This window comes from Phocaeicola coprocola, assembly GCF_041333015.1.
Lineage (GTDB): Bacteria > Bacteroidota > Bacteroidia > Bacteroidales > Bacteroidaceae > Phocaeicola > Phocaeicola coprocola.
In genome coordinates, this window is sequence record NZ_JBGKGM010000001.1 from 255,370 (window position 1) to 275,927 (window position 20,558).

Sequence of the window (20,558 nt, forward strand, 5' to 3'; positions counted from 1 at the left end):
CTCATCAAGAGGTTTCTTCTTGTTTCGCTCTTCGTGTTTTTACTCAAAGTTATGGGAAAACTGATTATTTTTTCTGCGCCATCAGGTTCAGGTAAATCAACTATCATCAACTACCTGCTTACACAAAACCTGAATCTGGCTTTTTCTATTTCAGCTACCAGTCGCCCACCCCGCGGAACAGAACAAAACGGAGTGGAATATTTTTTTCTTACGCCTGAAGAATTCAAACAACGCATAGCCAACAACGAGTTTTTAGAATACGAAGAAGTATATACCGACCGTTTCTACGGCACACTGAAAGCACAGGTAGAAAAACAACTGGAGGCCGGTCAGAATGTTATATTCGATGTAGATGTTGTAGGTGGATGCAATATCAAGAAATTCTACGGCGAACGCGCGCTGTCGGTATTCATCCAGCCACCTTCGGTAGAAGAGTTGCGCAAGCGTCTGAACGGACGAGGAACAGATGCTCCCGAAGTGATTGAAAGCCGAATAGCCAAAGCTGAATTCGAATTAAGTTACGCCGACAAATTCGATGTAGTAATAATAAACGATGACTTGGATACAGCAAAAGCCGATGCCTTGAAAGTCATCAGTGATTTCTTGAAAAAATAACTTATCCATTTATGGCCAAAGATCCTAAGAAACTATTAAGAAGCATGATGATAGTCAGTATCATCATCGGACTCGTTGCACTGGCAGTAGCCGTAGTTGCAGTTGCCATGAAAGAGTATATTATTGCAGCAGCAATGCTTATCGTTGCCGGCTGGCAGGTCGTAAACTATCTAAAATGGAAAAAATGCCTGTAAAGACAGGAATATTCGGAGGAACATTCAATCCGATTCACATCGGTCATCTAGCTCTGGCAAACTATCTGTGTGAGTATGGTGGGCTGGATGAAATATGGTTTCTGGTATCTCCTCAAAATCCATTTAAACAAAATGTGGAGTTACTCGACGATAAGATACGGCTGGAAATGGTAAAAGCTGCCGTTTCCGGCTATCCTCGTTTTTGTGCTTCCGACTTTGAATTCACCCTTCCCCGCCCTTCCTATACAGTTGATACACTGAACCGGCTGGCAGAAGCCTATCCGGACAGAGAGTTTACACTTATTATCGGAGCGGACAACTGGGCAGCATTCGACCGATGGAAGTCACCCGAAGAGATTATCCGCAAACATAGTATTATTGTATATCCACGTCCAGGCTACAAGATACAGACAGGCCCGCTTCCACCTCATGTAAAAGTTGTGGATACTCCCCAGCTGGAGATCAGTTCAACTTTTATCCGGCAAGCAATCAGCGAAGGTAGAGATATACGATATTTCCTGCATCCGGAAGTTTATCGCATCATTGCAGAAAAAAAACTTTATAACCAGCAATAGACATGAAATCATACAAATTTCACATTCTTTCTCTTGCAACTCTTCTGCTGCTGGGAGCAACAACCCATGTAGAAGCTAAAATCTTTGAGAGGAAGAAAAAGAAAGCACAAACAGAAGTTAAAGCAGCTCCTGTCAAGCAAAATATAAACGGACTAAAGCCTTACGCGCAAGTCATTACACCAAAAGCCAAAAGTTCATTCGGTTTTCTGACAGTACACAAGGTTGACAATAATTACTTCTTTGAGATACCAGATTCTATGCTGAATCGTGATATCCTGATTGTAAACCGAATCAGCAAGGCTCCTACTTCTCGCCAGAAATCTCGCGTAGGTTATCCGGGAGATATTCTGGGAAGCAAAGTAATCCGTTTCGAGAACAAAGACAACAAGCGCATCCTTGTACGTGAATATTCTTATCGTGAACGCTCGGAAAACAAGGACGGAATGTTCCAGTCTGTACGCAATTCAAATACACAGCCTATCGTAGCCAACTTCGGAATAGAAACAATAAAGAAAGATTCACTTACCAGAAATTATGTAATCAATGTAAGTGTTTTCCTGCAAAAAGAAAATCCTTTATTCTCTTTCGATGCTGACAGCAAGGAATATATCGGATTATTGAACATGGTAGGTGAAGGAACTTACATCGATACTCTGAAAGCATTTCCAAAGAATATTGAGATTTCTACTACGGTCACTTACCAAAGTAAAAAAGGTATGAGCAATGTAGGATTTCCGGAAACCGGAAGTCCGCGTATACCACTGACTTACGAACTGAACAGTTCAATGGTTCTGCTTCCCGAAGTACCGATGAAAGCCAGACTGTTCGATCCGCGTGTAGGCTACTTCACCGTTGGTTATACCGATTTCGACAGCAACCCACAAGGTATCGAATACAAGAAACTTATTACGCGATGGCGTCTGGAGCCTAAGAACGAAGCAGCCTATCTGCGTGGAGAGCTTGTAGAACCTAAAAAGCCAATTACCATTTACATCGATCCGGCAACTCCCAAGAAATGGGTTCCGTATCTGATACAAGGAGTAAACGACTGGCAGGTTGCCTTCGAAAAGGCTGGATTCAAGAATGCCATTTATGCACTGGAAGCTCCTACTGATGATCCTTCATGGAGCCTGGAAGATGCACGTCACTCAGCCATCGTCTACAAGCCTTCAGATATCCCTAATGCAAGTGGTCCGCACATCAACGACCCTCGTACAGGAGAAATTCTGGAAACTCATATCAACTGGTATCATAACGTCATGAGCCTATTGCGCGACTGGTATATGATTCAGGCAGGTACAATCGATGAAGCAGCACGCAAAATGCAACTCGACGATGAACTGATGGGACAACTTATCCGGTTTGTATCTTCTCATGAAGTAGGACATACATTAGGACTCCGACACAACTTCGGATCTTCACACACCGTACCAGTTGAAAAACTACGTGACAAAGCATGGGTAGAAGCCAATGGTCACACACCATCCATCATGGATTACGCCCGCTTTAACTATGTAGCACAACCTGAAGACGGTATTACACGTGCCGGAATCTTCCCTCGCATCGGTATATACGACAAATGGTCGATAGAATGGGGCTACCGATGGTTGCCACAATTCCAGACACCGGAAGATGAAGTTGCATTTTCTAACCAGTCTATTATCGAAAAGCTGAAAACAGACGTGCGTTACACCTTCGGTACGGAATCTGACCCTAATGATCCACGCAATCAGAGTGAAGACCTCGGTGACGACTCTATGCTGGCCAGCCTATATGGAATCAAAAATCTGAAGCGAATCGTACCTCAAATTCTAACATGGTCGTACGAACCTAACAAATCATATGCGGGAGCTGGAGAAATATATAGCGGAGTAGTTTCTCAATTCAACCGTTATTTAGGCCACGTAACTAAAAACGTAGCAGGAATTTACAGCAATTCTATCACTGTAGAACAGACAGATGAAATAGCACGTGAATTTGTTCCTGCCAATATCCAGAAACGGGCTATTGCTTTTCTGAATGAACAATTGTTCACAACTCCTGAATGGCTTATTGATCGTCAGTTGATGGAAAAAGCTAAAATACTCCCAGTGAACGTAATCTGTTCACTTCAGTCGGGTGTCCTGGCACGACTCATCAACAAGAACACACTCGACAAGATGAGTGAAAACGAAATTCTGAATGGCAAAAAAGCATATACATCTGCTCAGATGTTTAACGACCTGAAGAAAGTTATCTGGAGCAATCTGGGACAATCGGATATATACAAACGAAACATGCAGAAAGCATATGTAGAAAATCTGATCAATCTGCTGGATAAGAAAGGAAATGCTGATAAGAATGCATCAGGAAAGCGTCCGGCCTACTCAGAAGCTCCGGCCATCGCACACGGACAACTCACAGAATTGAAACGTCTGGCCACCAGTGCAGCCAGTATGACAAGCGGCACAGCCAAAGGTCATTATCAAAATTTAATCACACTGATTGATAATGCATTGAGCAACAAGTAAAGACATTCTTACAGTGTAATACTGAACACAATGTAGCTATCTAACAAGAACCATATTCTTCGCATACGTGAAATGTGAGAATATGGTTCTTATTTTTGTATTAAAAAGCCACTTATTTTACTTCCAGCACTACAATTGATTTAGCCGGAAGTTTGACTTGTAATCCATTTTTCTGAATTTTGGCTCCCTTAAAATCTTTAGGAACAACCACATCCGAATGTTCAAATGAATTATAGTCGTCAATACTTTCTGAAGTCAGAATACGTCCTGTAACCGATTTAATCGACATATCTCCCAAAGATAAAGTAATATCCTGAGATTCGGTCAAATCAACATTCGACAACGAGATATGAACAACGCCTTCCTTATTACGTGAAGCTGTCGCACTGACCATCGGGACAATCCGGTCGCCACGCACTATCTTACGCTCACACTGCAAATCGAGAGGTAAAAAAGTAGCATCCTGATGTACATTATACATTTCGAACACATGATAAGTAGGAGTCAGTACCATTTTATCTTTCTTTGTCAGAATCATAGACTGGAGCACATTGGCAATCTGAGCTATATTGGTCATCTTGATCCGGTCTGTATATTTATGGAAAATATCCAATGTCAGCGAAGCAACAAGAGCATCGCGCAATGTATTTTGCTGAAACAGATGTCCGGATATAGTACCTGGCTCCTCATCCCACCAGGTTCCCCATTCATCGACAATCAATCCTACACGTTTCTGCGGATCATATTTATCCATAATAGCAATATGACGTTTTATCACATCTTCAATCTCACGACATTTTCCCAATGTCCAGTAATAATCATCTGTTGAAAAATCTGTTGCAGATCCCTTACTGCCCGACCATCCTGTTACAGTATAATAATGCAAGGAAAGTCCATCCATTTGTTGTGCAGCCCTCTGCATCAGTACCTCTGTCCAGCGATAATCGTAATCACTTGCTCCACTAGCGATTTTATATAAACGGTTGCCTCCGTAGTTACGGCAATAAGTCTGATAACGGCGATAGAGGTCGGAATAATATTCCGGATACATATTACCTCCACATCCCCAACTTTCATTTCCTACTCCGATATATTTTACTTTCCAAGGCTTCTCCCTACCGTTTTCTTTGCGCAACTGCGCCATCGGGCTACCTTGTTCAACAGTCATATATTCTACCCATTTAGCAAGTTCTTCTACAGTGCCACTACCTACATTGCCCTTATATAAGGTTCACAGCCCAATATCTCACAAAGATTCAAAAACTCGTGCGTACCGAAACTATTATCCTCTACCGTTCCACCCCAATTGTTATTCACCATCTTCGGTCTATTCTCACGCGGTCCGATACCGTCCATCCAATGATATTCGTCAGCAAAGCAACCACCCGGCCAGCGCAACACGGGGCCTTCAACTTTTTCAAGGCTTCAAGTACATCTGTGCGATATCCTTTCACATTGGGAATGGAAGAATTTTCTCCTACCCATAAACCACCATAGATACAAGTTCCCAAATGTTCGGCAAACTGTCCGTAAATTTCTTTGTTGATAACCTGTTTTCCCTGATCCGGATGAACAATAACTGTCGCTTTCTGTTGTGCTAAAACCGGTAATGCTGCACAAAATGCCAACCTTAAAATAGTGTTTTTCATATGTCCTTAGTTTTTATTTTAATTGTTGAATCTGGCAGAAAAACATTCTTCCACAGTCTGCTTTTCAACCTTTACCCAACAGCAAAAATAAAAGAAAACCTTCCATTACAAAAGACAGTATGTTACCATTTAGTAGTCCATTTGTTACATTCAACAGTTTTTGTGAGTGAAGGATATAAAAAAGATGTGCCAGAACAACTTCCGGCACATCCTCTTCATGCGATTTAATTGTAAATCAAAAAATCATTCAATCAGTAACTGATTAATTATTTTTGAATCCATAACCATTGGTAATCTTACCTAATGAAGTTTCCAAGATAGAGCTATGGAACGGTACAAAGTAAATAGGAGCTTCACCGTCTACAAAGCCACGGAATACATAATCCGAGTAGTCTGATTCATAATCAAGAATATCCTTACCCCAGTTAACCATTGTATAACCATCAGCTTCCAGTGCTTTAGCCTCAGCGCTACCCGGTTCAATATGCTTAAACAAACCTTGAATAGCCAAGTTTGTACCAGGATTTGCTGAATAGATTGAATTGCCAGTATATCCTTCCCAGTCGTCAAATACACCACGCCATCCCGGATACATCACTGGATCAGTTTCATCTGTGCACTGGGTAGTCAAACGGTAGCCATACTGAGCCTTTGCATCTACACTCTTAGTCCATACATATAATGAAATAGTATTTCCATTTTCGAATGTATAATAACCTTTAGTTTTCAAGCCATTCACCATAGCGGCTAAATCTGCTTTCAATTTCTTAATTGCTTCAGGAAGTTTTCCTGTACGAATTAAGTCATAACGACGAAGACCTTCACCACCAAATTCAAGCTTACGTTCTTGCTGAATAGCTTCTTTAATACCTCCCCATTTAGATATAAATCCATCAAGGTTAGCAAGTTCCGGAGTTGCAAATGCACGATTATGAACCTCTGACAAATACTGTTTAGCAGTAACTTCATCACCCAGTTCAGCCTTTACTTCTGCTAACATCAGGATAACATCTGACATACGTACAAACGGATTATTGATACCAGACTGACGCTGTTTTTCCCAACGTGGTTCAGGCTGACGGTTTTCGTCCCATTTATTATTAGCGATACCACCACCATTAGCTTGTGAACCTGGTACAAATGGCAACAGTTTTTCCACACCATTTTTTCCATCTGTACCGGTAACAGTACAAGTTACATCCCGACGCATATCGTTCGGATCGAAATCTCCATAATAATAAGTGGGATGGAAACGGCTCTGACCATAGTTTTTACATGGATAACAGTTTGAACTACTTGCTGAGCTAGGACGTCCGAATGCATAGGGACGTTCTGACTGTACCCCCCTTGTTTCAGGTATTTCATAAATACTTTCAGAAGAAAGAGCTAAATTATTGTTTTGTTGAAATACATACTGATATGGATTTCCAAATGTCTGACCATTAGAACCTGCAGCACGAGGGTCTACAGTACATAATGCAGCTGTTCCTGGATTATCCACACAATTCTGCAAATATCTTTCGGCTATTTCATAGAACTTTTCATAATCAGTACGGCGACCATAGAAAGCATTGTTAGCATCTACAGTATTTAACTTGTCGAAGCTCAAAACGTTTCCATCCAAATCCTTATAAAAATCAGCACCTAAATCTGTACGACGAGTAGAATAGCCACCTGCATATAAACACATACGACCAATCAATGCATCTACATAATTACGAGTCATCATACTGGCATCAGCACCAACATTTTCACCCAAATAATACATATAAGGTTCAACCTGCATCAGTTTATTGATATGATATTCATAAATCTGATCACGCGGAGTCAAGCCTTCAGCAGCTACACCCGGAACCAAGTTATGAGGAACATCACCCCAAAAACGAAGTAATTCATTATAAGCTGTTGCACGTAAAGCCACAGCCTGTCCATAAAGGTCGGTCATTTCAGTTACCGATCCTGTTCCTGCTTCTATATCCTTATAAGTATCTGTTCCTTCAATAGCATTACAAAGTGTATTACATGTAGCGATAATGCTATACAAAGCCGGCCATGCATTCACACCGTTATTTCCTCCCGAATTAATATCATAATTAGAAGTCCCGCCGTAATATAAGTTTTCAGGGATATGGCGTGCCTGTGCATTATAACTTTCAGGATGGCGTTCAGAGTCAGAACCACAAACCACCAAGTCATAAAACAAACCATTCGCATGCACATAAGCTTTTGCACGCCATTTTTCATAAGCTTCCATCAAAGCACCACGAGCTGTAGAAGCATCACTGAATACAAAGTCCGGAGTAGCTTCAGAAGGTGAAGATGAATCCAGAAAATCTTCACACGAAGTCATATTGAGCATTAATAGCCCAACACCTAGATATGTATATAATAATTTTTTCATTGCGTTTTATTGATTAGTTAACAGATTATTTAATTAGAATGTAATGTTTACACCAAATGTAAATGTTCTTGCACGAGGATATGTACCATAGTCCATACCTAACAACGGATAGTTTCCAGTATTGGCAGCTGTTGTACTCTTATTCGGATCGGCATTAACTTCCGGATCAATACCTGAATAACCTGTAATTGTGAACAAATTACCAGCAGTTGCATAAACACGTGCACGCTGCATACCAATTTTTTTGGTCCATGCCTTCGGGAATGTATAACCAATAGTCAATGTATTCAAACGTAAGAATGAAGCATCTTCAACAAATGTAGATAAAACTGTACCGTTTTCCATATAAGGAACACCATATTTAGCACCAGTATTTAATGCATCCAATGCATCCGGTTCTACTACTCGAACTAACTCACCATTTTGGATATCATAAATCTGATAACAGTCACTGATGAATTCCAACTTATTAGCACCAAGAGCAATATCTTTTTGACCATACATATTGATCAAAGAGTTGACATTGTACACATGACCTCCAGCTGCCCATGCAAATCCGGCACTGAAATCAATATCCTTCCATGTCATGTTTAAATTGAAACCACCGGTATGAGGATGAGTGATTTCACCCAAATCAGCAACATCTTCTGTACCAGCGACACCATTACCATCCAAGTCACGCAATTTAATAGCACCCGGGAACGCAACCTGCCCCTCCGGCAGATTATAATGATTAGGATAGTTACCAACCTGAGTACCCAAATCAGCAACTCCAGGCTTCAATGTGTACATTTGAGTTGCCGGATCGTAATTAAAGTCAGCAGTTGTATAATAGCCGTCACAAATATAGCCACGAATCAATCCCACAGACTTTCCTTCACGGAATTCATAATCATAAGTCGGAGTTGTTGAATTAGAAGCCCACTGAGAACCGTACTGTGCAATGATATTATCAGCCAGCTCATCAATATTATTATGGTTGTAGTTATAAGTTGCAGAAACTCCTAATGTAAAGTCTTTAGTACGAAGAATATCATAGTTTAAAGCAATTTCAATACCTTTATTTGAGGTCTGACCAATATTTTGATACTGATATGAATAACCTGTGGTTTCATCAATAGGGATACACATCAACAAGTCTTTTGTCGTATTCCAATAAGCATCAATGGTACCAGAAAGGCGATTATTAAAGAAACCGAAGTCAAGACCGATATTTCTTGAAATAGTAGTTTCCCATTTCAAATCAGGATTAGAAAGCATACCGCTAGGTTTATATCCTGAATAAGTCTGACCATTGAAAGTTACAGTTGTAGACTCCCATGTTTCTCTCCAAAGGCTGGCATCAATATTATCAGCTCCTGCCATACCATAAGACAAACGAAGTTTCAAATTATCCAACCAGCTACGAGTACCTTCCATAAATGATTCATCAGAAAGACGCCAAGCTAATGCACCTGCAGGGAAGTATCCCCAACGGTGATTTGGAGCAAACTTAGAAGAACCATCGGCACGGAATGTAACAGTCAACAAGTAGCGATCCAACAATGAATAGTTAGCACGTGCAAAGAAAGAAACAGTCTTGTCTGGAGTACCGATTGAGTTGCTAAACTTATCTTTTGCCAGACTCTTGTCTGTCTGATCAATCATACCAAAAGCTTGATCAAAATCGAAACCTGCTGGATATCCGTGACCTTCAATTTCAGTTGAATTTGATTTAGAAACAATAGTTTCCTGACCTAACAAGAATGACAAGCTATGTTTATCACTCAAGCCCTGAACCTGATAATTCAGCGTATTTACATTACGCAAATTATAACCTTCACTACGAGTAAGTTTTGCTACCTTATGACCTTGAGTCAAACCGTTTTCATAATATTTAGTTTCACCCCAGTTACGGCCTGCACCAACTTCAGCACGTAAAGTCAGACCTTCAATAATATCCCATGATAAAGCAGCTATACTTCTTACTCGCTGTTTTCTTGCAATGTTCTGAACGTCGTTAGTCCAGTCAACCGGGCTACCATAAGCAGCATCTATATTATCTGCCCCCATAGCAAAGCCACTCAACGCATTAGGATCACCCAAAGGATTATCAATAGGACGCCAACGGTATGCACCAGATAATAAAGAACCTTTACCGTTTGTTGAAGATTCCTTTCCGGTTGTCTGGTCTTCAGAATAACGTATATCAACATCTAATTTCAGGTTTTTCAACAGTTCCTGATTCAACTTCAATGATGTATTGAAACGGTTATAACCTGAATTAATCTTGATACCCTCATCATTCAGATAGTTGACATTTAATACAAATTTTGTTTTTTCACTACCTCCTGAAATTGAAAGGTTATGAGTATGTGCAATAGCATTACGCAACATATCATCAGTCCAGTCGTGTACGTCCACATTCGCATAGTCAGCAAAATGATTACCATAGGCAGCACCCAATCCAAAATATTTAGCGACTCCATCACCATTTCCAGATAAAGCATCAGCATATGCCCACTGATACTTCACGTAATCTTGTGCACTAAGCGGATCCAAGGTTTTAGCTGCAGCCTTTGTCTGCACGTATCCATTATAAGTAACAGACAGCTTATCAGTCTTCGCTCCCTTTGTAGTAACCAAAATTACACCATTTGCACCACGAGCACCATAAATAGCTGTAGATGAAGCATCTTTCAATACATCGATTGTTTCAATCTGATCTGCCGGTATATCAGAAATAGAACTTACCGGAAATCCATCTACAATGAACAACGGGTCATTACTCTGTGTAATAGAACCTCCACCACGAACGCGGATAGAAACTTCCGCACCCGGACGACCGTCTTGTGAAGTAACTGATACACCGGCCAATTTTCCTTGTAAAGCCTGAGACACATCTGATACAGGATTAGCAGTTAAAGTTTCATTACTTACTGATGCAACAGAACCTGTCAAGTCACGTTTCTTAACAGTTCCATAACCGATAACCACAACTTCGTCCAATGTTTCAGTATCTTCTTTTAAGATAATGTTAAACGAAGTTTGATTTCCTACAGGAATAGACTGCTGAACATAACCTACATAAGTAATAGTAAGCACGTCGGAATTTTTCACATCTGAGATTGCAAACTTTCCATCAAAATCAGTAATAGTACCATTTGTTGTACCTTTGACTAATACATTTACACCGATCATAGGTTCACCTGTACCATCTTTAATGACACCTGTAATCTGTTTACCTTGTGCAAATGCTAGCACACAGAACATACTCAGTAAGAACGTAGAGTATACTCTTCTTAAAAGCAGTAGTCGATTCATACGTGTTTTTTAGTTTAGATAATAAATAAAGTTAAGTGTTCACATTTAATCATATACACTCCAAAATTAGAATTTTTTAATGAACTGCGATGGAGAGAAATTGTTTTTTTGGTGGTAAAAATTGGTTTTTAACAGTTTGTCAATATTTATGCAGAATAACCAAAACGATTTCACTCGGTGTAAACAAACGGATATCCTTACGGGAAGTACCTATTCCATTTGTTATAATAACCGGTATACCAGCAGAGTTATATTTCAGCCCACTCAAAAAGCGAGATCCATATTTTGAGAAATGAGCTGGAGTATATCGTCCGAAAAAGCTGATCTGTCCACCATGAGTATGTCCAGCCAAAGCCAGATCCGTATTGCTGACATCCACATCTTCTACATAATCGGGCGTATGAGTCAGCATGATGACATAATCTTCTGCCTGAAGCGACAGTGTAGGTGAAATACCGTTTTTTGTCAAATCGAACGGATTGCGGATTCCACAAAGTAAAATATACTGGTTTCCTTTCCATAACGTATCTACCTGATGTTCGAGCAACCGGATACCGGTTCGTTCCATTTCCTGTCTGACTATCTCATAATTGGCATTGTTCTCATGATTGCCCATTACTCCATAAGTACCATAAGGTACACAAACCTGATAAAGCACGTCAAAAAGCTCCGACAAGTTTCCACCATTCCGTCCCCGATAATCTCCTCCCAATAATAACAGGTCAGCGTCAGCTGCTTGCAGGGCTTTCAGTAAACCAGGAAGTCTTTTTTTCCCGAAACGACTTTCATAATGAAAATCGGATGCAAACGCAATGCGAAATCCATCAAACGAATCGGGCAGTTGTTCGCTATATATATCATATTTTTTTATACGCCCTATCCCATGATATTTCGATAAAGAAGCTGTGGCACACGACGAGAATAAAACAGCTGATACAAGAAATGAAAACCAAACTAATTTTTTCATGGCTATATTACTGGAATTTTCAAACGAAAATAACACTTTCCCATTGCCCAGGCAAAGTCTCAACAGAATTTCATAACTTTGTACTGTTAAAAACAAATCAAATTTATGGTAAAACAAAACTCTACAAAAGCCTGGTTACTTGCCAGCCGTCCGAAGACTTTGACAGCAGCTTCTATTCCTGTCATGCTAGGCTGTGCACTTGCTTTCATGTACGGACACTTCCAATTAATTCCTGCCATACTATGTTTTCTCTTTGCTTTCCTGATGCAGATAGATGCTAATTTTATAAACGATTTATACGATTACCTGAAAGGAAGCGACCGTGAAGACAGACTCGGTCCGGAACGTGCCTGTGCCCAAGGCTGGATTTCTCCTTCCGGAATGAAAAAAGGGATTCTTGTAACTACTGCACTAGCTGCAGTAACAGGGCTTTTCCTGCTTGGATATGGTGGTTGGGAAATGATTCCAGTAGGTATTGCTTGTATTATTTTTGCTTTCCTATATACTACCGGACCTTATCCGCTTGCCTATCATGGCTGGGGCGATATACTGGTTCTGGTATTCTTCGGATTTGTACCTGTAGGATGTACTTTCTATGTCATGGCACATGACTGGAATACCTCGGTAACAATGGCCTCACTCGCCTGTGGATTCGTAATCGATACATTACTTATGGTAAATAACTTCCGCGACAGAGAACAGGATGCCATAAGCGGAAAGAAAACCATCGTCGTACGGTTAGGTGCACGTGCCGGACTTATTCTATATTTTCTACTGGGACTGGCTGCATGCTGGAGCTGTTTCTATTTTGTCACCGAAGGCAGACTGTGGGCTGCTATCTTACCTCAGATTTATCTTTTATTTCATATTCTCACCACAATGAAAATGGCACGAATTAACAGGGGAAAAGAACTGAACGCCATTTTGGGAGAAACGTCACGAAACATGCTGTTATTCGGGATACTACTCACCGCAGGATTATTGATTCCAGCTTGACACAACTGTTAATTTGTTATTTCCATGAACAGCAGAGTAAAAGAACTTGATTTTCTAAAGTGTATATTCATCATCCTGATGATTATTTTCCATCTGGTATACATCGGCGACTCGTATCCGTATGCCAAGCAAGTAGTCTATACCTTCCACATGTCGGCTTTTCTTGTCATTTCCGGATATCTGAATAATGTAAACAAGGAAATCAAAGTCTTCGGACAGAGTCTGCTTTGGATATTCATTCCTTATGTTTGTATGGAAACCGGATACGTCATCATGTCAGCCATTCTCCCCGTAAGGGAAAAGGTTACCGAATTGTCAGCCGGACTTTTATTGCATAAAGCCATCATTGCTCCCATGGGACCTTATTGGTATCTCCATACCCTGATGCTCTGTAATGCCAGCTATTACCTGATGTACAGGATGACAAATAAATGGAAAGGAATTACTCGCTTCATCCTTTTAGGAATATTATTATATGGACTTTCTGAGTTGAAGTTATTGACATTTGCCAATGCCATTTATTTTCTGGCAGGAGTAGCTATCCGACAAAGCGGAAACAATATCATCCGTATTTTCCAACCCAGCCTCTTGGCCTTGTTCCCACTGATTATACTCTGTTACTTCCCCGAAAATCTGAATCGAGGAACACTGGCAGGAGTAACTATTACATATCTGGTAATCAGCTTGCTGCTGGCAACCTACACTTATCTAACGGAACAAATAAAAAGGATTCTTCTTTATATTGGCAGTAATACACTGGTTATTCTGCTCTTTTCACCTGTGTTTACTATTTTGTCAAAACTCTACCTGCCGCTCTTTGCTTTCGATGCGACAGGCATTTGTTTTACGATAGTTTCGGTAGTTTTTGTTATCTGCGGATGTTTCGGCGTAACTTACATATTCGACCGATTACATATCTCGCCTTATTTTTTAGGAAAGAAGCAAATGCTTCCTCCCTATTCTTCTGCCGACTAGTCACGCTCGATCAGTACGGTAGCATATGCCGAGATACCTTCCTCACGACCGGTAAATCCTAACTTTTCGGTTGTAGTAGCCTTTATGGATACGTCTTCCGGTTCAATGTTCATGACATGAGCCAGCACTTCCTGCATTTCTGGAATATGTGCTTTCAGCTTCGGACGTTCGGCACAGACTGTTGCATCAATATTGCCAACTCGATAACCTTTTGTTGCTATCAAATCTATAGTTTTTGCCAGCAGAATCTTGCTGTCGATATTCTTAAACTCACCTGCATTGTCAGGAAAATGATAACCGATATCACGCATATTTGCCGCTCCCAACAATGCATCGCAAATGGCGTGAATCAGCACATCAGCATCAGAATGTCCCAACAATCCTAATTCGTGCTCCAGCTTGATACCTCCCAGCCAAAGCTCACGTCCTTCAATTAAACGATGGACGTCGAAACCAAATCCTACACGTATTTTCATCGCACGTAAAAATCAAGAACTTTTTCGTTTTCCAAATAGCCTTCCAAGTGATTGTCTATCTGTACCGAACCCACTCCTACCGGTGTTCCTGTAAACAGCATATCTCCAATTTTCAATGTACAGAACTGACTGACGTATGCAATAATCTGGTCTACTTTGAAAAGCATGTCCTGCGTATTCCCCTGCTGTACAGTCTTACCATCAATATCCAAATGGAAATTGATATGCTGTATATCGGCAAACTTCTCTACCGGTACCCAATCTCCTATAGCAGCCGAATTATCAAATCCCTTACATAGTTCCCACGGCTTACCTTCGGCACGGAACTTACGTTGCAAATCACGTGCAGTAAAGTCAATACCCACCGTTACAGCATCATAATAGCGATGTGCAAAACGCTCGGATATATTCTTTCCCAAACGGTTTATACGTACTACCAGTTCGGTTTCATAATCTACCTGCTGGCAGAAATCAGGAATAAAAAACGGCTTGCTGTCCTTCAGCAAGGCAGAGTCCGGTTTCATAAAGATAACCGGTTCTTGTGGCAATGGCTCGTCTGCATGCAATTCCTTACAATGCAACGGGTAGTTCATGCCTATAGCTATAATTTTCATGGAAAGTTATTTCTTTATTGTTTCATTCAAACGGTTGAACATCACAGCCAGATGAGCATATAGTGATGTATTCTGCACTACAATATTTTCGGGAACCCGAATACGGAAAGGAGTAAAATTCCAGATAGCCTTGATACCTCCTGCAATCATCTTATCTGAAATCTCCTGAGCAATGGCAATAGGAACAGTCAGTACACCAATATTTACTCCATCCAGTTTCATACGTTTCTCAAAATCATCAGAGTGATAAATAGGAATACCATTTATCTTTGTTCCCACCAAGTCGGGATTGACATCGAAAGCCCCTACTATCTGAAGGCCAAAATGAGACAGACCTGAGTCACGCAACAATGCTCCTCCCAAGCTTCCTACTCCGAAAAGATACGCTTTATGCATATTGGTAAATCCCAAAAAATCCTCCAATACCTGAATCAGCAAATCAATGTCATACCCTACACGGGTACGTCCGGCAATATCCACATACGAAAGATCTTTTGCTATCTGCGAAGCATCAATATTGATTTGCTTTGAAATCTGAGTAGAGGAAACATACTTCTCTCCTTTCTCTCTCATCAGCTTTGCATTCGAAAGATACCACGGCAGTCTACGCAGAGTAGGCTCCGGTATTTTTTCCGTATTTTTACGAGTATGTATTGCCATTTTTTGCTTCTATAATGGTTCTGTCTTTGTGCAAAATTAAGCTATTTATTCGGAAACGCACACAGAATATAGAAAAATGTACCTATCTTTGAGTCGGATTAAAATTAATTCACATGAAAAATAACGATTGGAAAGACCGACTGAACATTGTATATTCTACTAATCCGGACTTTAAATACGATAACGGAGAAGAGGAAGAAGTGGAAACACTAGATAAAAAACAGCAAAAGCTTCGCGTTTCGATAGAGAAAAAAGGACGCGGCGGAAAGACCGTTACTGTAATAACCGGCTTCATCGGCAGTGAAGATAATCTGAAAGATCTGGGCAAGCTACTGAAGACCAAATGTGGTGTAGGAGGTTCTGTGAAAGACGGTGAAATCTTGATACAAGGAGAGTTTCGCCAGCGCATTATCGATTTATTAAAAGCAGAGGGCTATACACAAACTAAGTGATCTGATATTATCTAAAAAGACATCAGGCAATACGCCTAATAAAGACCGATAAAATACCCAAATTCTTTGTACAAATGTTCAGAGTATTTGTACATTTTTTTGCAAAACATCAGCAAGTTTTAGGGAAAACTTCAGCATGTTTTCAAAATCCTTTTTACGACATTATGAATGAAGAACTGAAGGACATAAAAGGATCTTTTTTCAAAGATAGGATTGTATAGAAATTTCATGCAACAAAGTTTGCTCAACACAATATATATTCTTTGTAAAAAAATAAAATTAAAAAAGTCATCTATTTCTCTACAAAAGGGAATAGATGACTTTATATTTTAATACTTCTCAGAGAAGAAGTTATTATTCAGCACGCAAAGTGAAACGTTTGAATTCTGTGATAGCCAATTCAGGATCTGCAGCTTTCAATACTTCTGCTACATTCTTCTTCGGATCCATAATGCTTTCTTGGTTCAACAGACAAACTTCTTTCAAGAATTTGCCCAAACGACCTTTAGCGATATTTTCGATCATAGCCTGAGGCAGGTTAGCAGCCTTTTCAGCAGCTACAGTTTCCTTAATTTCTTTTGCTTTAGCTACGTCTTCAGCAGTGATCCATCCCTTAGCCATGTTGCTTTCCATGTGTTCTTCGCTGTCTACATGAGCAGGATTGATGCCAGCTTTCTTCAAAGCAGCTTCTACAGCCTTCTGTACCTGTTCAGCTTTAGTTTTTTCGATAGCAACGTTGATTTCCTCTTGTTTTACTGATTCAGGAACGCCTGCTTCGTCGATAGCGATCGGGTTCATAGCTGCAATCTGCATACAGATTTCGTGAGCAACTTTTTCATCGCAAACTTTATTGAAAGATACAATTGTACAAAGCTGATTCTTGTTCATGTGGTTGTAAACAGCAGTGCAAGCACCAGAAACGAAGAAATAGCCATCCAATTCAGTCTTTTCACCAGTGATACCGCTACGTTCAACGATAGCATCAGCGATAGTACCGCTACCCATCGGAAGAGCTTTTACATCATCCAAAGTCTGACACTTGTTAGCGATAGCAGCGTCAAGGATAGCTTGAGTCAAAGCAACGAAATCTGCATTTTTAGCAACGAAGTCAGTTTCACACTTCAAAGCAATCATAGCAGCATAGTCACCTGTTGATTTTGCCAATACACAACCTTCTGAAGTTTCACGGTCAGAACGTTTTGCAGCAACAGCCTGTCCTTTCTTACGGATAATTTCCACTGCTTTGTCGAAATCGCCTTCTGATTCAGTCAAAGCGTTTTTACAGTCCATCATACCAGCTCCAGTCATTTTACGAAGCTTGGTGATATCAGCCATACTTACAGCCATAGTAATTTCTTTTTATTGAGTTAATAAATAAATCTATTATAAAGCAAATGAGAGCTGAGAACAGAGAGTTGAGAATTGCTTTTATATAGTAACTCTCAACTTTCAACTCTCAACTCTCAACTTAAAGTATATTAAGCTTCTTCGTCTTTACCGATGAAAGCGGCAGCTTTAGCAGCATTGATTGCGTCTTCTTCAGCCTTATCCATGCGTGCTTTAGTAGTTTTCTTCTTAGCTGCTTTTGGTGCATTTTCACCAGCAGCTTCCATATCTACTTTTTCAGCTTTTCTTTCTTCCAAACCTTCTGCCATAGCAGCGCAGCAAGCATCCAAGATAACTTCTACAGACTTAGTAGCGTCATCATTTGCAGGAATTACAAAATCTACGTTTGAAGGATCTGAGTTTGTATCAACGATAGCGAATACAGGAATACCCAAACGGTTAGCTTCGCGAACTGCGATATTTTCTTTCAATACGTCGATAACGAACAATGCAGACGGCAGACGAGTCAAATCAGCGATAGAACCTAAGTTCTTTTCCAATTTAGCACGCTGACGAGAAATCTGAAGAACTTCTCTCTTTGACAAGTTTGAATAAGTACCATCGTTAGTCAATTTATCGATAGTAGCCATTTTCTTCACAGCCTTACGGATAGTCGGGAAGTTAGTCAACATACCACCCGGCCAACGCTCGATTACATAAGGCATGTTTACAGAAGCAGCTTTCTCAGCTACTACCTGTTTTGCTTGTTTTTTAGTAGCAACAAACAGGACTTTCTTTCCTGATTTTGCAATCTGCTTCAAAGCTTCAGCAGCTTCATCAACTTTAGCAACGGTTTTGTTCAGGTCGATGATATGGATTCCGTTGCGTTCCATGAAAATATAAGGAGCCATTGCAGGGTTCCACTTTCTCTTAAGGTGTCCGAAGTGGCAACCAGCCTCCAATAATGTATCAAAATTTACTCTTGACATTGTTTTAATCTTTAAATCGTTTACTTTCTTTTTTGTTAATTGAACCAACTGCCGGGTAGTTTCTCCGCAAACACTTGTAGGGAAAATCCCGACGGTTTAGATACTAAACGCTTTCTTAGTTGAGAGTTGAAAAGTGAAAGTTGAAAAAAATTAAGCAACTTGTCCGTTCCAACATTCCACCAACTCTTAACGTTTACTGAACTGGAATCTGCGACGTGCTTTTGGACGACCCGGTTTTTTACGTTCAACAGAACGAGGATCACGAGTCATGAAGCCTTCTGCACGAAGAGTCTTCTTGTCTTCAGGGTTAATTTTAACCAGTGCACGAGCGATAGCCAGACGCAAAGCCTGTGACTGACCAGTAAATCCACCACCGCACAAGTTAACTTTAATATCATATTTTTCAGCTACTTCCAGCTTATTCAAAGGCTGTTTTACTACATACTGCAGAATAGTTGATGGAAAGTACTGTGCAAGGTCTCTCTTGTTAATAGTAATCTTTCCTGTACCTTCGCTTACGAAAACGCGAGCAACTGCGCTTTTACGTCTGCCTAATGCATTTACTACTTCCATTCTTTATTATTTAAGTGTGTTAATATCAATTACTTTCGGAGTCTGAGCTTCATGCTTATGTTCAGCACCTTCGTATACATAAAGGTTGCCCAGCAACTTAGCTCCCAGACGATTTTTCGGAAGCATACCTTTTACTACTCTCTTCATCAATTTTTCAGCGCCGTTCGGTTTAGCCATCAAGCGAGCCGGAGTAATTTCGCGCTGACCACCTGGATAACCGGTGTAGCTCAAGTAGATTTTATCATTCCACTTGTTTCCTGTAAATTTCACTTTGTCTGCATTGATGATAATAACGTTATCACCGCAGTCTACATGAGGGGTGAAGTTTGGTTTATACTTACCTCTCAACAACTTTGCAACTTTTGCACCGAGGCGACCTACCACCTGATCGGTAGCATCCACTACGACCCATTCTTTAGTCGCAGTTTCTTTGTTTGCAGAAATGGTCTTGTAACTTAAAGTATCCACTCTTAAATCTTTTTTAAAATGTTAACTACTAAAAAACAAATTCCTACAACTTACTCTTCCCGGACAAAGAAGATATAAAGCCTTCAGAATTAAACTTTTATCACTATTTGATAATAATCGGCTTGCAAAATTACTGCTTTTATCTGAACTGACAAAGATTTTAAGTTTTTTTTTCTACACACAAGCCTCTGACTTAGGGGTAATTAGCGAATGATATTTTCAGGATAAGCAGAAGGCATCTCTACCCTTTTCCATATTTCATGACACCAAGAGTCTATTTTATTTCCATTACGGTCAGTTTTCAGATAATACTTCACAAGCATCAGGTTACCATTTTCCTCTAATTCAAACTGCATTACATTTTTTCCTCCATTCAGCTGTGGCAAATGCAGATTCTTCTCTACGTATTCTGTATATGAATTCTCGGACTCCTGCTTATATGTACCATAGCCGATAATGATAGCGCCGGTCTGCATCATTACCAAATTAATAAAACGCCCATCATCTGAAAGAATCTTAAGAGAATTACCTGTCTTCAACTCACCTACAACATTAGGAGAACTAGAGCGGTAAAAACACATTTGCCATACACCATTCAATGTAGAAGGAATTTTTTCCTGAACATCCTGAGCCAACAAATTTGTAACGCCCAAAAAGAGGGATACTACCCAAAGGAATAAAGAACGTGTTTTCATAACAAATAAATTTAAGAGGTTAAACGAGAAATGAGTTGATATACAAATATATAAAATATATCGCATTAAAAGTTATAATTTCACGTTTTTATTTCACTATTCCTTACTACTTTACTTCAT

The 20,558-nt window shown here is 40.1% G+C and carries 19 protein-coding genes and 1 pseudogene; 8 read left to right on the forward strand and 12 right to left on the reverse strand.

From position 1 onward, the window contains the following. Positions 1 to 51: 51 nt before the first annotated feature. From gmk to ACDG22_RS00995, 4 genes are read left to right on the forward strand one after another with little or no spacing between them, the layout of a single operon-like run. Positions 52 to 615 (forward strand): guanylate kinase, encoded by a 564-nt coding sequence (gene gmk, locus ACDG22_RS00980; RefSeq protein ID WP_007571273.1) that lies wholly within the window; start codon positions 52 to 54, stop codon positions 613 to 615. Positions 616 to 626: 11 nt separating this feature from the next. Further along, positions 627 to 809: a hypothetical protein gene (locus tag ACDG22_RS00985; protein ID WP_007571275.1), complete on the forward strand. Its 183-nt coding sequence runs from the start codon at positions 627 to 629 to the stop codon at positions 807 to 809. Next, the gene (gene nadD / locus ACDG22_RS00990) at positions 791 to 1,384 is read left to right on the forward strand and encodes a nicotinate (nicotinamide) nucleotide adenylyltransferase (protein ID WP_007571277.1); all 594 of its coding nucleotides are present in this window, start codon (positions 791 to 793) and stop codon (positions 1,382 to 1,384) included. The genes ACDG22_RS00985 and nadD overlap by 19 nt, the downstream gene beginning before the upstream one ends. Positions 1,385 to 1,386: 2 nt before the next feature. After that, positions 1,387 to 3,894, forward strand: a complete 2,508-nt coding sequence (locus tag ACDG22_RS00995; RefSeq protein WP_270230553.1) for a zinc-dependent metalloprotease — start codon at positions 1,387 to 1,389, stop codon at positions 3,892 to 3,894. Positions 3,895 to 4,006: 112 nt separating this feature from the next. Here ACDG22_RS00995 and ACDG22_RS01000 read toward each other — a convergent pair. Then, positions 4,007 to 5,543: pseudogene (locus ACDG22_RS01000) on the reverse strand (alpha-N-arabinofuranosidase). On the opposite strand from ACDG22_RS01000, the gene ACDG22_RS01005 reads away from it, so the two are divergent. Further along, a complete protein-coding gene (locus tag ACDG22_RS01005) occupies positions 5,544 to 5,771 on the forward strand; it encodes a hypothetical protein (RefSeq protein ID WP_007571301.1) in 228 nt (75 codons plus the stop codon). A 34-nt stretch (positions 5,772 to 5,805) separates the two neighbouring features. Here ACDG22_RS01005 and ACDG22_RS01010 read toward each other — a convergent pair whose 3' ends face one another. The 3 genes from ACDG22_RS01010 to ACDG22_RS01020 form a co-directional block, all read right to left on the reverse strand. Next, on the reverse strand, positions 5,806 to 7,944 hold the full coding sequence (locus tag ACDG22_RS01010; RefSeq protein ID WP_270230554.1) for a RagB/SusD family nutrient uptake outer membrane protein: 2,139 nt from the start codon (positions 7,942 to 7,944) through the stop codon (positions 5,806 to 5,808). Between the two features lie 33 nt (positions 7,945 to 7,977). After that, entirely contained in the window at positions 7,978 to 11,247 is a 3,270-nt protein-coding gene (locus tag ACDG22_RS01015) for a SusC/RagA family TonB-linked outer membrane protein (RefSeq protein WP_270230555.1), read from the reverse strand. A 139-nt stretch (positions 11,248 to 11,386) separates the two neighbouring features. Further along, entirely contained in the window at positions 11,387 to 12,214 is an 828-nt protein-coding gene (locus ACDG22_RS01020) for a metallophosphoesterase (protein ID WP_270212873.1), read from the reverse strand. A gap of 105 nt (positions 12,215 to 12,319) precedes the next feature. Here ACDG22_RS01020 and ACDG22_RS01025 point away from each other — a divergent pair, with 105 nt between their 5' ends. Together ACDG22_RS01025 and ACDG22_RS01030 are read left to right on the forward strand one after the other, a co-directional pair. Then, positions 12,320 to 13,210, forward strand: coding sequence for a 1,4-dihydroxy-2-naphthoate polyprenyltransferase (locus tag ACDG22_RS01025; protein ID WP_022125920.1), 891 nt, complete (start codon positions 12,320 to 12,322; stop codon positions 13,208 to 13,210). A 24-nt stretch (positions 13,211 to 13,234) separates the two neighbouring features. Beyond that, positions 13,235 to 14,185, forward strand: coding sequence for an acyltransferase family protein (locus ACDG22_RS01030; protein WP_007569869.1), 951 nt, complete (start codon positions 13,235 to 13,237; stop codon positions 14,183 to 14,185). Here the strand turns inward: ACDG22_RS01030 and ispF are convergent. From ispF to ACDG22_RS01045, 3 genes are read right to left on the reverse strand one after another with little or no spacing between them, the layout of a single operon-like run. Beyond that, positions 14,182 to 14,661: a 2-C-methyl-D-erythritol 2,4-cyclodiphosphate synthase gene (gene ispF / locus ACDG22_RS01035; protein ID WP_007569871.1), complete on the reverse strand. Its 480-nt coding sequence runs from the start codon at positions 14,659 to 14,661 to the stop codon at positions 14,182 to 14,184. The two genes, ACDG22_RS01030 and ispF, sit on opposite strands and share 4 nt — an antisense overlap. Then, the gene (locus ACDG22_RS01040; protein ID WP_270230556.1) at positions 14,658 to 15,275 is read right to left on the reverse strand and encodes a fumarylacetoacetate hydrolase family protein; all 618 of its coding nucleotides are present in this window, start codon (positions 15,273 to 15,275) and stop codon (positions 14,658 to 14,660) included. Before ACDG22_RS01040 ends, ispF begins: the two co-directional genes overlap by 4 nt. A 6-nt stretch (positions 15,276 to 15,281) precedes the next feature. Then, positions 15,282 to 15,935 (reverse strand): redox-sensing transcriptional repressor Rex, encoded by a 654-nt coding sequence (locus ACDG22_RS01045; RefSeq protein ID WP_007569875.1) that lies wholly within the window; start codon positions 15,933 to 15,935, stop codon positions 15,282 to 15,284. Between the two features lie 113 nt (positions 15,936 to 16,048). Here ACDG22_RS01045 and ACDG22_RS01050 point away from each other — a divergent pair, with 113 nt between their 5' ends. After that, positions 16,049 to 16,387 carry a translation initiation factor gene (locus tag ACDG22_RS01050; RefSeq protein WP_007569877.1) on the forward strand — a complete coding sequence of 113 codons (339 nt, stop codon included), beginning with the start codon at positions 16,049 to 16,051 and terminating at the stop codon, positions 16,385 to 16,387. Positions 16,388 to 16,741: 354 nt separating this feature from the next. Here ACDG22_RS01050 and tsf read toward each other — a convergent pair whose 3' ends face one another. The 5 genes from tsf to ACDG22_RS01075 all read right to left on the reverse strand — a co-directional run bounded on the left by tsf (position 16,742) and on the right by ACDG22_RS01075 (position 20,438). After that, positions 16,742 to 17,734: a translation elongation factor Ts gene (gene tsf / locus ACDG22_RS01055; RefSeq protein ID WP_007569881.1), complete on the reverse strand. Its 993-nt coding sequence runs from the start codon at positions 17,732 to 17,734 to the stop codon at positions 16,742 to 16,744. A 131-nt stretch (positions 17,735 to 17,865) separates the two neighbouring features. Continuing rightward, on the reverse strand, positions 17,866 to 18,702 hold the full coding sequence (gene rpsB / locus ACDG22_RS01060) for a 30S ribosomal protein S2 (RefSeq protein ID WP_040312080.1): 837 nt from the start codon (positions 18,700 to 18,702) through the stop codon (positions 17,866 to 17,868). A 186-nt stretch (positions 18,703 to 18,888) separates the two neighbouring features. Next, complete coding sequence (rpsI, locus tag ACDG22_RS01065; RefSeq protein WP_007569886.1) at positions 18,889 to 19,275, reverse strand: 30S ribosomal protein S9; 387 nt, start codon at positions 19,273 to 19,275, stop codon at positions 18,889 to 18,891. Positions 19,276 to 19,281: 6 nt separating this feature from the next. Next, on the reverse strand, positions 19,282 to 19,743 hold the full coding sequence (gene rplM / locus ACDG22_RS01070; RefSeq protein WP_007569888.1) for a 50S ribosomal protein L13: 462 nt from the start codon (positions 19,741 to 19,743) through the stop codon (positions 19,282 to 19,284). A 203-nt stretch (positions 19,744 to 19,946) separates the two neighbouring features. Then, complete coding sequence (locus ACDG22_RS01075) at positions 19,947 to 20,438, reverse strand: DUF4488 domain-containing protein (RefSeq protein WP_007569889.1); 492 nt, start codon at positions 20,436 to 20,438, stop codon at positions 19,947 to 19,949. Between the last annotated feature and the right edge of the window lie 120 nt (positions 20,439 to 20,558).

Bases quoted from the DNA above. Each gene is read 5' to 3' on its own strand.
- gmk (WP_007571273.1), top strand. From the start codon at position 52: ATGGGAAAACTGATTATTTTTTCTGCGCCATCAGGTTCAGGTAAATCA.
- ACDG22_RS00985 (WP_007571275.1), top strand. From the start codon at position 627: ATGGCCAAAGATCCTAAGAAACTATTAAGAAGCATGATGATAGTCAGT.
- nadD (WP_007571277.1), top strand. From the start codon at position 791: ATGGAAAAAATGCCTGTAAAGACAGGAATATTCGGAGGAACATTCAAT.
- ACDG22_RS00995 (WP_270230553.1), top strand. From the start codon at position 1,387: ATGAAATCATACAAATTTCACATTCTTTCTCTTGCAACTCTTCTGCTG.
- ACDG22_RS01005 (WP_007571301.1), top strand. From the start codon at position 5,544: ATGTCCTTAGTTTTTATTTTAATTGTTGAATCTGGCAGAAAAACATTC.
- ACDG22_RS01010 (WP_270230554.1), bottom strand. From the start codon at position 7,944: ATGAAAAAATTATTATATACATATCTAGGTGTTGGGCTATTAATGCTC.
- ACDG22_RS01015 (WP_270230555.1), bottom strand. From the start codon at position 11,247: ATGAATCGACTACTGCTTTTAAGAAGAGTATACTCTACGTTCTTACTG.
- ACDG22_RS01020 (WP_270212873.1), bottom strand. From the start codon at position 12,214: ATGAAAAAATTAGTTTGGTTTTCATTTCTTGTATCAGCTGTTTTATTC.
- ACDG22_RS01025 (WP_022125920.1), top strand. From the start codon at position 12,320: ATGGTAAAACAAAACTCTACAAAAGCCTGGTTACTTGCCAGCCGTCCG.
- ACDG22_RS01030 (WP_007569869.1), top strand. From the start codon at position 13,235: ATGAACAGCAGAGTAAAAGAACTTGATTTTCTAAAGTGTATATTCATC.
- ispF (WP_007569871.1), bottom strand. From the start codon at position 14,661: ATGAAAATACGTGTAGGATTTGGTTTCGACGTCCATCGTTTAATTGAA.
- ACDG22_RS01040 (WP_270230556.1), bottom strand. From the start codon at position 15,275: ATGAAAATTATAGCTATAGGCATGAACTACCCGTTGCATTGTAAGGAA.
- ACDG22_RS01045 (WP_007569875.1), bottom strand. From the start codon at position 15,935: ATGGCAATACATACTCGTAAAAATACGGAAAAAATACCGGAGCCTACT.
- ACDG22_RS01050 (WP_007569877.1), top strand. From the start codon at position 16,049: ATGAAAAATAACGATTGGAAAGACCGACTGAACATTGTATATTCTACT.
- tsf (WP_007569881.1), bottom strand. From the start codon at position 17,734: ATGGCTGTAAGTATGGCTGATATCACCAAGCTTCGTAAAATGACTGGA.
- rpsB (WP_040312080.1), bottom strand. From the start codon at position 18,702: ATGTCAAGAGTAAATTTTGATACATTATTGGAGGCTGGTTGCCACTTC.
- rpsI (WP_007569886.1), bottom strand. From the start codon at position 19,275: ATGGAAGTAGTAAATGCATTAGGCAGACGTAAAAGCGCAGTTGCTCGC.
- ACDG22_RS01075 (WP_007569889.1), bottom strand. From the start codon at position 20,438: ATGAAAACACGTTCTTTATTCCTTTGGGTAGTATCCCTCTTTTTGGGC.